The organism is Escherichia sp. MOD1-EC6842, from assembly GCF_002965705.1.
Lineage (GTDB): Bacteria > Pseudomonadota > Gammaproteobacteria > Enterobacterales > Enterobacteriaceae > Escherichia > Escherichia ruysiae.
Genome location: NZ_PTRF01000003.1, coordinates 310,009 through 321,007, shown reverse-complemented (window position 1 = coordinate 321,007; position 10,999 = coordinate 310,009). Strand labels below are relative to the sequence as shown.

Here is a 10,999-nt window from a genome sequence, read left to right as displayed (position 1 = left end):
GAGGATTCGAACCTCCGACCGCTCGGTTCGTAGCCGAGTACTCTATCCAGCTGAGCTACGGATGCATCGGGAAAATTATTTTACTGCTGATATTGATATCGCTACGAAAGCTATATCAAGTAAGAGATGGTGCATCCGGGAGGATTCGAACCTCCGACCGCTCGGTTCGTAGCCGAGTACTCTATCCAGCTGAGCTACGGATGCATCGGGAAAATTATTTTACTGCTGATATTGATATCGCTACGAAAGCTATATCAAGTAAGAGATGGTGCATCCGGGAGGATTCGAACCTCCGACCGCTCGGTTCGTAGCCGAGTACTCTATCCAGCTGAGCTACGGATGCAAATGGCGGTGAGGCGGGGATTCGAACCCCGGATGCAGCTTTTGACCGCATACTCCCTTAGCAGGGGAGCGCCTTCAGCCTCTCGGCCACCTCACCACACGCCTCTTACGAGTGCTTCGAAGAACTTGTTTATCGCTCATCGTCGCTGCGTGGCGCACATATTACTTTCTGAGACTTATAAGTCAAACAATTTTTCCCACACTTTTATCGTTTGCACACTTCACGCTCAATTAGACTGTAAAAACGTCAAAAAGAGTGTTTTATCAACAGAAAAAATGGCCTATGACAGGCAGGAATGATGTTGAAAAATGGATGTTAACGTTGAATGAACGGGAGTAACGCGAAAAGAAATTGAAGTGAAGGAGAGATTTTGAGGGTGCGTCTCACCGTTAAAGATGAGACGCGGAAAGATTAGTAACTGGACTGCTGGGATTTTTCAGCCTGGATACGCTGGTAGATCTCTTCACGGTGAACAGAAACTTCCTTCGGGGCATTTACGCCAATACGTACCTGGTTGCCCTTTACCCCTAAAACTGTCACGGTGACCTCATCCCCAATCATGAGGGTCTCACCAACTCGACGAGTCAGAATCAGCATTCTTTGCTCCTTGAAAGATTAAAAGAGTCGGGTCTCTCTGTATCCCGGCATTATCCATCATATAACGCCAAAAAGTAAGCAATGACAAACACATTACATGTAAGCAGTCATGGCATTACATTCTGTTAAACCTAAGTTTAGCCGATATACACAACTTCAACCTGACTTTATCGTTGTCGATAGCGTTGATGCGAATGCCGTGGAGCAAGTCCACGGCATTGCCTGACGCTAATATTATTGCAATTTCGCGCTGACCCAGCCTTTCACACTGGCTAACGCTGCAGGTAAGGCCGCAGCATCCGTACCACCGGCTTGCGCCATGTCAGGACGTCCACCACCCTTGCCGCCCACCTGCTGAGCGACCATACCAATCAGTTCCCCTGCTTTCACACGATCTGTGACGTCCTTAGATACGCCTGCAATCAGAGAAACCTTACCTTCGGCTACCGTTGCCAGCACGATAATTGTCGACCCCAGCTGATTTTTTAAATCGTCAACCATGGTACGCAACATCTTCGGCTCAACACCGTTAAGCTCGCTAACCAACAGCTTAACACCATTAACATCAATTGCCTTACTGGAAAGATTTGCACTCTCCTGCGCGGCAGCTTGTTCTTTAAGCTGTTGTAGCTCTTTTTCCAACTGACGCGTACGTTCCAGTACTGAACGAACTTTATCAGCCAGATTATTGCTATCGCCTTTCAGCAGATGCGCAACTTCGCTTAAGCGATCGCTGTCTGCATGAACGGTGGCAATAGCACCTTCTCCGGTTACAGCTTCGATACGACGAACGCCCGCAGCAGTACCCGATTCAGAGATAATACGGAACAGACCGATATCACCGGTGCGGCTGGCGTGAGTACCGCCACACAGCTCTGTGGAGAAATCGCCCATGCTCAGTACACGTACACGTTCATCATACTTCTCGCCAAATAGCGCCATCGCGCCTTTCGCTTTCGCAGCCTCGAGATCCATGATGTTGGTTTCGATCGGCAAGTTACGACGAATCTGTGCGTTAACCAGATCCTCTACGGCACGAATTTCCTCTGGCTTCATCGCTTCATTATGTGAGAAGTCGAAACGCAGCACTTTGTCGTTAACCAGAGAACCTTTCTGCGATACATGAGTCCCCAGAATCTGGCGCAGCGCGGCGTGCATCAAGTGCGTTGCGGAGTGATTCAGACGAATACGAGCGCGACGAGCCTCATCAACATCAGCCTGCACCGCGTCGCCCACTGTCAGAGAACCCGCAGCTAGTTTACCGATGTGACCAATCGCCTGGCCGTATTTCTGAGTATCTTCTACCGCAAAGGAGAAGTTTGCGCCTTTCAGTTCGCCTTTATCGCCAACCTGACCGCCAGATTCTGCATAGAATGGCGTTTGATCCAGCACAACTACCGCTTCCTGGCCTGCATTGATGGCATCAACCGCTTTACCATCAACAAACAGCGCGGTCACTTTGCCGTTCAGTTCCAGATGGTCATAGCCTTTAAATTCAGATGCACTGTCAACACGGATCATTGCGTTGTAATCGGCACCAAAGCCGCTGGCTTCGCGCGCACGACGACGCTGCTCTTCCATTGCTGCTTCAAAACCAGCTTCGTCAACTTTGATGTTGCGCTCACGACAAACGTCAGCCGTCAGGTCAACCGGGAAGCCGTAGGTGTCGTACAGGCGGAAAGCTGTTTCGCCATCCAGCGTATCACCGGAAAGCTTCGCCAGCTCTTCGTCCAGCAGCGCCAGACCGCGTTCCAGAGTACGAGCAAACTGCTCTTCTTCAGTCTTCAGCACCTGCTCAACCTGCGCCTGCTGGCGTTTCAGGTCTTCACCCGCAGAGCCCATAACGTCGATCAGTGGCCCCACCAGCTTGTAGAAGAAGGTTTCTTTCGCGCCCAGCATATTGCCGTGACGCACCGCGCGACGAATGATACGACGCAGTACATAACCACGGTTTTCGTTGGACGGCATAACACCATCAGCGATCAGGAACGCACAAGAACGAATATGGTCAGCGATTACGCGCAGCGATTTGTTGCTCAAATCGGTTGCGCCAGTGACTTTCGCTACTGCCTGGATCAGCGTGCGGAACAGATCGATGTCATAGTTAGAGTTAACGTGTTGTAGCACCGCAGCAATACGCTCCAGCCCCATACCGGTATCTACAGACGGCTTCGGCAGCGGTTCCATCGTGCCATCTGCCTGGCGGTTGAACTGCATGAAGACGATGTTCCAGATCTCAATGTAGCGGTCGCCGTCTTCTTCCGGGCTTCCCGGAGGGCCACCCCAGATGTGATCACCGTGGTCGTAGAAAATTTCGGTGCACGGGCCGCACGGACCAGTGTCACCCATCTGCCAGAAGTTGTCAGATGCGTATGGCGCACCTTTGTTATCGCCGATGCGAATAATACGTTCGCGCGGGATCCCTACTTCTTTTTCCCAGATTTCGTAGGCTTCGTCGTCGCTTTCATAGACGGTAACCCACAGACGCTCTTTCGGCAGGGCAAACCATTTTTCGCTGGTCAGCAGTTCCCATGCAAACTGAATGGCATCGTGTTTGAAATAGTCGCCGAAGCTGAAGTTGCCCAGCATCTCGAAGAAGGTATGGTGACGCGCGGTGTAACCGACGTTTTCCAGGTCGTTGTGTTTACCACCCGCACGCACGCAGCGTTGGGAGGTGGTAGCGCGGGAATAATTACGCTTGTCGAGCCCAAGGAACACATCCTTGAACTGGTTCATCCCGGCGTTGGTAAACAACAAAGTTGGGTCGTTATGGGGGACCAGGGAGCTGCTGGCAACTACCTGATGTCCCTTACTATGGAAAAAGTCGAGAAACGCCTGACGGATCTCAGCGGTGCTCTTGCTCATAATTATCCTGAAATCAAGCTAACGAAATATCGCCACCAGCAGCAGCAAGTTAATAACCGCTGGGCTGGTAACTGAAAAGTGGGAATAAGATAAGTTTTCTTGACTGGGAAGTAAAATACCGTATGCGTTCAGTCGGCAAAATTTCGCCAAATCTCCTGGATATCTTCCATCAGATAGCCACGATAGAGCAGAAAACGCTGGATCTTAACTTTTTCTGAAAAGACAGTTGGCAGTGGTTCGCCATATTTTCGCGTCGCCTGATCGCGCGCCAGTTCGCACCAGTCGATGTCACATTCACGCATCGCTTTTTCTGTCGCTTCGCGGGAAATACCTTTCTGATTCAGTTCCTGGCGAATACGCGCTGGTCCATAACCTTTGCGGCTACGGCTGGCAATAAAGCGCGCAACAAATCGGCTGTCATCGAGATAACAATGTTCATGGCACCAGGCAATAACGCGCTCGTAATCTTCCGCCGTGGCATCAATCTCTTCCGGGCCATTTTTGCCCATAATCGGTGCTGCGAGTTTACGTCGCAATTCTTGCTCACTGTGATCGCGTACCGCCAGAATGCGTACCGCACGATCCAACAGGCGAGCATATGCCGGGCGACGGGATGTTGATTCTGTCATGGCATATCCTTAAAACTTAAAAAGCAAAAGGGCCGCAGATGCGACCCAGGTTTTGCTGATAAACAGATTTAATAGTCAATGAGTGTGCAGAATGTTCCCGCAGGCCCAATTCGTTAGAGGATCGAGGTGAGAGTAATTTTTCACGCCAGTGCTGGCCTGTTCCCCTCACCCTAACCCTCTCCCCAAAGGGGCGAGGGGACCGTCCGTGCACACATTATCTATTATCATCAATAACGAACGATTAAAAATCTTCGTTAGTTTCTGCTACGCCTTCGCTGTCATCTACAGAGAAATCCGGCGTTGAGTTCGGGTTGCTCAGCAGCAACTCACGTACTTTCTTCTCGATCTCTTTCGCGGTTTCCGGGTTGTCTTTCAGCCAGGCAGTCGCATTCGCTTTACCCTGACCGATCTTCTCACCTTTGTAGCTGTACCACGCACCCGCTTTCTCGATCAGCTTCTCTTTCACGCCCAGGTCAACCAGCTCGCCGTAGAAGTTAATACCTTCGCCGTAGAGGATCTGGAATTCAGCCTGTTTAAATGGTGCAGCGATTTTGTTCTTCACCACTTTCACGCGGGTTTCGCTACCCACCACGTTTTCGCCCTCTTTCACCGCGCCGATACGACGGATATCGAGACGAACAGAGGCGTAGAATTTCAGCGCATTACCACCGGTTGTGGTTTCCGGGTTACCGAACATCACACCAATTTTCATACGGATCTGGTTAATGAAGATCAGCAGCGTATTGGACTGTTTCAGGTTACCCGCCAGCTTACGCATCGCCTGGCTCATCATACGTGCCGCAAGACCCATATGAGAGTCGCCGATTTCGCCTTCGATTTCCGCTTTCGGCGTCAGTGCCGCAACGGAGTCAACAACGATAACGTCTACGGCGCCAGAACGTGCCAGCGCGTCACAGATTTCCAGTGCCTGCTCGCCGGTGTCCGGCTGAGAGCACAGCAGGTTATCGATATCGACACCCAGTTTACGTGCGTAGACCGGATCCAGCGCGTGTTCAGCATCGATAAACGCACAGGTTTTACCTTCGCGCTGCGCAGCGGCAATAACCTGCAACGTCAGCGTGGTTTTACCGGAAGATTCCGGTCCGTAGATTTCGACGATACGCCCCATCGGCAGACCACCTGCCCCAAGCGCGATATCCAGTGAAAGCGAACCGGTAGAGATGGTTTCCACATCCATAGAACGGTCTTCACCCAGGCGCATGATGGAGCCTTTACCAAATTGTTTCTCAATCTGACCCAGTGCTGCCGCCAACGCTTTCTGTTTGTTTTCGTCGATAGCCATTTTTACTCCTGTCATGCCGGGTATTACCGGATAGTCAATATATTCTGTTGAAGTAATTATACTGTATGCTCATACAGTATCAAGTATTTTGTAGAAATTGTTGCCACAGCGTCTGCAAGGCATACGCCGTCGCCTGACGACGCACGGCTTCGCGGTCGCCACTGAAGCATTCCCGGCGGGTAATACCTTCGCCGCTGGCTGAGGCAAAAGCAAACCAGACGGTGCCAACAGGTTTCTCTTCGCTGCCGCCGTCTGGCCCAGCGATACCACTAATAGAAACGGCATAATCAGCACGAGCCGCTTTCAGGGCGCCAATTGCCATTTCCACCACGACGGGTTCACTCACCGCGCCATGCTGAGCCAGCGTCTCTTCTCGCACGCCGATCATTTGCGCTTTGGCTTCGTTACTGTAGGTGACAAATCCGCGTTCAAACCAGGCGGAACTACCGGCAATATCGGTAATCACTTTCGCTACCCAGCCGCCGGTACAAGACTCAGCGGTTGTTACGATTGCGCCACGGGCTTTCAGCGCCTGCCCTACCTGCTCGCTTAATTGCATCAGTTCACTGTCAGTCATCACAACCTCTGTCAGTCAGATATTTATGCCGGACAAGATAGCACTTTCGTCAGGAAGATGGTGTTGGCGTTGCAATTTTACGAGGAGGATTCAGAAAAAAGCTGATTAGCCAGAGGGAAGCTCACGCCCCCCTCTTGCAAAGAGTTACTGTACGCGCGCCAGCGCCACGGCCTGTCCTAACTGCCAGACCGCCATTGCGTAATGGGTGCTGTGGTTGTAACGGGTGATGGTGTAGAAGTTCGGCAAACCGTACCAGTACTGATACCCCGTCCCGACATCCAGACGCAGCAAGCTGGCCTGCTGATGATTGCCCAGTGGCTGCTGTGGCGTCAGCCCTGCCGCTGCAAGTTGTGAAATGCTGTACTTGGTTTTGAAGCCATTTGGCAAGCCCGGAGCCTGACCATTTGCCATTACAGCGACCTGATCGCCTTTCACCCAGCCATGCGCTTTGAAATAGTTCGCCACGCTGCCAATGGCATCAACCGGATCCCACAGGTTGATATGTCCGTCGCCGCTGAAATCCACGGCGTATTGTTTGTAAGACGACGGCATAAACTGACCGTAGCCCATTGCCCCGGCAAAGGAACCTTTCAGATTGAGCGGATCGTCCTGCTCATCGCGCGCCATCAGCAGGAAAGTTTCCAGCTCGCCAGAGAAATACTCCGCGCGGCGTGGGTAGTTAAATGACAGCGTCGCCAACGCATCGAGGATGCGGGTTTTACCCATCACGCGTCCCCAGCGGGTTTCGACGCCGATAATCCCGACAATAATTTCCGGCGGTACGCCATACACCTGCCACGCGCGATTCAGCGCATCTTCATACTGGTTCCAGAAAACCACGCCGTTCTGCACGTTATCCGGCGTAATAAATTTTTTGCGATAACGCAACCATGCGCCATTCGGGCCTGATGGCGGCTTCACTGATGTGGTTGGTGCCTGGTTATCCATCAGCCGCAGTACCGAATCCAGACGTTTCGCCTGAGAGAGGATTTCCTGCAACTGCTGACGATTGAAGCCGTGTTTGTTCACCATTTTGTCGATGAACTGCTGCGCATTCGGGTTGTTAGCGAAGTCACCGCCCATCTGCATCACATTGTGCTGCGGCTCAAGCAGGAAGCCGCCGGACGGCGTTCCGGTGGTCGTTTCAGTCTCAGTAGGTTTTGGCTTGCTGCTACAGGCGGCAAGCAACACAAAAAGGGGAAGTAATGTTACATAACGACGCTTGACCATGAGGAGTCCATTTAACAGATTCAACCAGGGGCAAGTATGGTAAAGCATCCCGCCCCGCACAAGGAAGCGGTAGTCACTGCCCAATACGGACTTTACATAACACAAATCACCTTCATCGCCATTCTCTTAACTAAACTTTCAAATTAAAATATTTATCTTTCATTTTGCGATCAAAATAACACTTTTAAATCTTTCAATCTGATTAGATTGTGTTGCCGTTTGGTAATAAAACAATAAATTTCAAAGGAGAGAACAATGATAGAAACCATTACTCATGGCGCAGAGTGGTTCATCGGGCTGTTCCAGAAAGGTGGAGAGGTGTTTACCGGGATGGTGACCGGCATTCTTCCGCTGTTGATAAGCCTGCTGGTAATCATGAACGCGCTGATTAATTTTATCGGGCAGCACCGCATTGAACGATTTGCTCAACGTTGCGCCGGCAATCCTGTTTCTCGTTACCTGCTATTACCGTGCATTGGCACGTTTGTCTTTTGTAACCCGATGACCTTAAGTCTGGGTCGTTTTATGCCGGAAAAGTTCAAACCCAGCTATTACGCGGCGGCCTCTTATAGCTGCCACTCAATGAACGGTCTCTTCCCTCATATCAACCCCGGCGAACTGTTTGTTTATCTGGGAATTGCCAGCGGTCTGACGACGCTGAATCTGCCACTTGGCCCACTGGCAGTGAGCTACCTGCTGGTTGGTCTGGTCACCAACTTCTTCCGTGGCTGGGTGACCGACCTGACCACCGCCATTTTTGAGAAAAAGATGGGCATTCAACTTGAACAGAAAGTTCACCTGGCAGGAGCGACATCATGACGCGTATTCGGATCGAAAAAGGCAATGGTGGCTGGGGTGGCCCGCTTGAACTGGAAGCCACGCCAGGTAAAAAAATCGTCTATATCACCGCCGGAACCCGGCCTGCAATTGTCGACAAACTGGCACAGCTTACTGGCTGGCAGGCTATCGACGGCTTTAAAGAAGGTGAACCTGTGGAAGCGGAAATCGGCGTTGCGGTAATCGACTGCGGCGGCACACTGCGCTGCGGCATCTATCCAAAACGGCATATTCCCACCATTAATATCCACTCGACGGGCAAGTCCGGTCCGCTGGCGCAGTACATAGTGGAAGATATTTATGTCTCTGGCGTGAAAGAAGAAAACATCACTGTAGTGGGTGATGCAACACCACAACCCTCTTCCGTGGGCCGTGACTATGATGCCAGCAAGAAAATCACCGAACAAAGCGATGGTTTACTGGCGAAGGTGGGAATGGGCATGGGGTCTGCCGTTGCCGTGTTGTTCCAGTCCGGGCGCGACACTATCGATACCGTATTAAAAACCATTCTGCCGTTTATGGCGTTCGTCTCGGCGCTCATCGGCATCATTATGGCTTCCGGCCTTGGTGACTGGATTGCTCACGGTCTTGCTCCGCTGGCGAGCCATCCACTGGGGCTGGTTATGCTGGCGCTCATCTGCTCCTTCCCGCTGCTTTCACCTTTCCTGGGCCCAGGCGCCGTTATCGCGCAGGTTATCGGCGTATTGATTGGTGTGCAGATTGGTCTCGGCAATATTCCGCCGCATCTGGCTTTACCGGCGCTGTTTGCCATCAACGCGCAGGCGGCCTGCGACTTTATCCCGGTCGGTTTATCGCTGGCGGAAGCCCGTCAGGACACGGTTCGCGTCGGGGTCCCTTCTGTACTGGTGAGCCGCTTTTTGACCGGCGCACCGACTGTACTGATCGCCTGGTTTGTCTCCGGTTTTATCTATCAATAGAGGCTGAAACATGACCGTTATTTATCAGACCACCATCACCCGTATCGGCGCGAGCGCCACTGACGCCTTCAGCGACCAGATGCTCATCACCTTTCGTGAAGGCGCACCTGCGGATCTCGAAGAGTATTGCTTCATCCATTGCCACGGCGAATTGAAAGGTGAACTCCATCCCGGTTTGCAATTTTCTCTCGGCCAGCATCGTTATCCGGTGACCGCCGTTGGCAGCGTGGCGGAAGACAATCTTCGCGAACTGGGTCATGTCACCCTGCGCTTCGATGGTTTAAGCGAAGCGGAATTTCCGGGCACTGTCCATGTGGCAGGCCCTGTACCCGACGATATCGTACCGGGATCGGTTTTGAAGTTTGAATCTGTTAAGGAGTAAAAAAATGAATCAGGTTGCCGTTGTCATCGGTGGTGGGCAAACCCTGGGCGCGTTCCTGTGCCACGGTCTGGCTGGCGAGGGGTATCGCGTAGCGGTTGTCGATATTCAGAGCGACAAAGCCGCAAATGTGGCGCAAGAAATTAACGCCGAATATGGTGAGGGAACGGCGTACGGTTTTGGTGCTGACGCCACCAGCGAGCAGAGCGTTCTGGCGCTCTCTCGTGGGATAGATGAAATCTTTGGTCGCGTCGATTTACTGGTCTACAGCGCCGGAATTGCAAAAGCAGCGTTTATCAGCGATTTTCAGCTTGGCGATTTTGACCGCTCGCTACAGGTGAATCTGGTGGGTTATTTCCTGTGCGCGCGTGAATTTTCGCGTTTGATGATCCGCGACGGGATTCAGGGACGCATTATTCAGATCAACTCGAAATCCGGCAAAGTGGGCAGCAAACACAACTCTGGCTATAGCGCAGCGAAATTTGGTGGCGTCGGGCTGACTCAATCACTGGCGCTGGATCTGGCGGAGTACGGCATTACGGTGCATTCACTGATGCTCGGTAACCTGCTGAAATCGCCGATGTTCCAGTCACTGTTGCCACAATACGCGACCAAGCTGGGTATCAAACCGGATCAAGTCGAGCAGTATTACATCGATAAAGTACCGCTCAAACGCGGCTGCGATTATCAGGATGTGCTGAATATGCTGCTGTTCTACGCCAGTCCAAAGGCGTCGTACTGCACCGGACAGTCGATCAATGTCACCGGTGGTCAGGTGATGTTCTGATCAACAGCGGAGATCCGTTAAGGATCTCCGCGAGACTAATAGAATGCCTGATGCGCTACGCTTCTCAGGCCTACAGGACTTCCGCCACTACATTAAGGAGAAGTTATGGTATCAGCTCTCATCACCGTCGCCGTTATCGCCTGGTGTGCGCAACTGGCCTTAGGCGGTTGGCAAATTTCTCGTTTTAATCGAGCCTTCGACGCGCTCTGCCAGCAAGGGCGCGTCGGTGTAGGCCGTTCCAGTGGGCGCTTTAAGCCACGGGTCGTGGTCGCCATCGCCCTGGACGATCAGCAGCGCGTCACCGACACCTTGTTTATGAAAGGACTGACCGTTTTCGCCCGACCACAAAAAATTCCCGCAATTAAGGGTATGTATTCTGGTGATTTGAGGCCCGATGTGATCTTTCCCCGTGATCCACTATCACAGAATGCTCTATCATTGGCGCTTAAACTGAAACGTGGATAATTTCGTTGTGAATGTTACTTGCTTGCGAAGTTATCATTTTGAAACCTAA

11 protein-coding genes and 3 tRNA genes are annotated in these 10,999 nt (G+C 51.9%); 5 read left to right on the top strand and 9 right to left on the bottom strand.

Features of this window, described 5'->3' with window-relative positions; all coding sequences use genetic code 11:
• Positions 1 to 127: 127 nt before the first annotated feature.
• The 9 genes from A7Z29_RS05820 to mltB all read right to left on the bottom strand — a co-directional run bounded on the left by A7Z29_RS05820 (position 128) and on the right by mltB (position 7,544).
• Positions 128 to 204 (bottom strand) — tRNA-Arg (locus tag A7Z29_RS05820).
• A 62-nt stretch (positions 205 to 266) separates the two neighbouring features.
• Positions 267 to 343 (bottom strand) — tRNA-Arg (locus A7Z29_RS05815).
• A gap of 3 nt (positions 344 to 346) precedes the next feature.
• A tRNA-Ser gene (locus tag A7Z29_RS05810) sits at positions 347 to 439 on the bottom strand.
• A gap of 315 nt (positions 440 to 754) precedes the next feature.
• On the bottom strand, positions 755 to 940 hold the full coding sequence (csrA, locus tag A7Z29_RS05805) for a carbon storage regulator CsrA (protein WP_000906486.1): 186 nt from the start codon (positions 938 to 940) through the stop codon (positions 755 to 757).
• A gap of 234 nt (positions 941 to 1,174) precedes the next feature.
• Complete coding sequence (gene alaS / locus A7Z29_RS05800) at positions 1,175 to 3,805, bottom strand: alanine--tRNA ligase (protein ID WP_000047190.1); 2,631 nt, start codon at positions 3,803 to 3,805, stop codon at positions 1,175 to 1,177.
• A gap of 128 nt (positions 3,806 to 3,933) precedes the next feature.
• Complete coding sequence (recX, locus tag A7Z29_RS05795) at positions 3,934 to 4,434, bottom strand: recombination regulator RecX (RefSeq protein ID WP_000140499.1); 501 nt, start codon at positions 4,432 to 4,434, stop codon at positions 3,934 to 3,936.
• 241 nt (positions 4,435 to 4,675) lie between these two features.
• Positions 4,676 to 5,737 carry a recombinase RecA gene (recA, locus tag A7Z29_RS05790; RefSeq protein ID WP_000963153.1) on the bottom strand — a complete coding sequence of 354 codons (1,062 nt, stop codon included), beginning with the start codon at positions 5,735 to 5,737 and terminating at the stop codon, positions 4,676 to 4,678.
• A 79-nt stretch (positions 5,738 to 5,816) separates the two neighbouring features.
• Positions 5,817 to 6,314, bottom strand: a complete 498-nt coding sequence (gene pncC, locus A7Z29_RS05785) for a nicotinamide-nucleotide amidase (protein ID WP_010348092.1) — start codon at positions 6,312 to 6,314, stop codon at positions 5,817 to 5,819.
• 144 nt (positions 6,315 to 6,458) lie between these two features.
• Positions 6,459 to 7,544, bottom strand: coding sequence for a lytic murein transglycosylase B (gene mltB, locus A7Z29_RS05780; RefSeq protein WP_000240845.1), 1,086 nt, complete (start codon positions 7,542 to 7,544; stop codon positions 6,459 to 6,461).
• 255 nt (positions 7,545 to 7,799) lie between these two features.
• On the opposite strand from mltB, the gene srlA reads away from it, so the two are divergent.
• From srlA to gutM, 5 genes are all read left to right on the top strand, one after another.
• The gene (srlA, locus tag A7Z29_RS05775) at positions 7,800 to 8,363 is read left to right on the top strand and encodes a PTS glucitol/sorbitol transporter subunit IIC (RefSeq protein ID WP_000573314.1); all 564 of its coding nucleotides are present in this window, start codon (positions 7,800 to 7,802) and stop codon (positions 8,361 to 8,363) included.
• Complete coding sequence (srlE, locus tag A7Z29_RS05770; protein ID WP_105289923.1) at positions 8,360 to 9,319, top strand: PTS glucitol/sorbitol transporter subunit IIB; 960 nt, start codon at positions 8,360 to 8,362, stop codon at positions 9,317 to 9,319. The genes srlA and srlE overlap by 4 nt, the downstream gene beginning before the upstream one ends.
• 10 nt (positions 9,320 to 9,329) lie before the next feature.
• Entirely contained in the window at positions 9,330 to 9,701 is a 372-nt protein-coding gene (srlB, locus tag A7Z29_RS05765) for a PTS glucitol/sorbitol transporter subunit IIA (protein ID WP_000216196.1), read from the top strand.
• A 4-nt stretch (positions 9,702 to 9,705) separates the two neighbouring features.
• On the top strand, positions 9,706 to 10,485 hold the full coding sequence (gene srlD, locus A7Z29_RS05760; RefSeq protein ID WP_032226046.1) for a sorbitol-6-phosphate dehydrogenase: 780 nt from the start codon (positions 9,706 to 9,708) through the stop codon (positions 10,483 to 10,485).
• Positions 10,486 to 10,590: 105 nt separating this feature from the next.
• The gene (gene gutM, locus A7Z29_RS05755; protein ID WP_000252899.1) at positions 10,591 to 10,950 is read left to right on the top strand and encodes a transcriptional regulator GutM; all 360 of its coding nucleotides are present in this window, start codon (positions 10,591 to 10,593) and stop codon (positions 10,948 to 10,950) included.
• The last annotated feature ends 49 nt before the right edge of the window (positions 10,951 to 10,999 follow it).

Excerpts from the sequence above, each read along its gene's own strand:
- recX (WP_000140499.1), bottom strand. The coding sequence starts at position 4,434 with ATGACAGAATCAACATCCCGTCGCCCGGCATATGCTCGCCTGTTGGAT.
- srlB (WP_000216196.1), top strand. The coding sequence starts at position 9,330 with ATGACCGTTATTTATCAGACCACCATCACCCGTATCGGCGCGAGCGCC.
- pncC (WP_010348092.1), bottom strand. The coding sequence starts at position 6,314 with ATGACTGACAGTGAACTGATGCAATTAAGCGAGCAGGTAGGGCAGGCG.
- mltB (WP_000240845.1), bottom strand. The coding sequence starts at position 7,544 with ATGGTCAAGCGTCGTTATGTAACATTACTTCCCCTTTTTGTGTTGCTT.
- alaS (WP_000047190.1), bottom strand. The coding sequence starts at position 3,805 with ATGAGCAAGAGCACCGCTGAGATCCGTCAGGCGTTTCTCGACTTTTTC.
- csrA (WP_000906486.1), bottom strand. The coding sequence starts at position 940 with ATGCTGATTCTGACTCGTCGAGTTGGTGAGACCCTCATGATTGGGGAT.
- srlA (WP_000573314.1), top strand. The coding sequence starts at position 7,800 with ATGATAGAAACCATTACTCATGGCGCAGAGTGGTTCATCGGGCTGTTC.
- recA (WP_000963153.1), bottom strand. The coding sequence starts at position 5,737 with ATGGCTATCGACGAAAACAAACAGAAAGCGTTGGCGGCAGCACTGGGT.
- srlD (WP_032226046.1), top strand. The coding sequence starts at position 9,706 with ATGAATCAGGTTGCCGTTGTCATCGGTGGTGGGCAAACCCTGGGCGCG.
- gutM (WP_000252899.1), top strand. The coding sequence starts at position 10,591 with ATGGTATCAGCTCTCATCACCGTCGCCGTTATCGCCTGGTGTGCGCAA.
- srlE (WP_105289923.1), top strand. The coding sequence starts at position 8,360 with ATGACGCGTATTCGGATCGAAAAAGGCAATGGTGGCTGGGGTGGCCCG.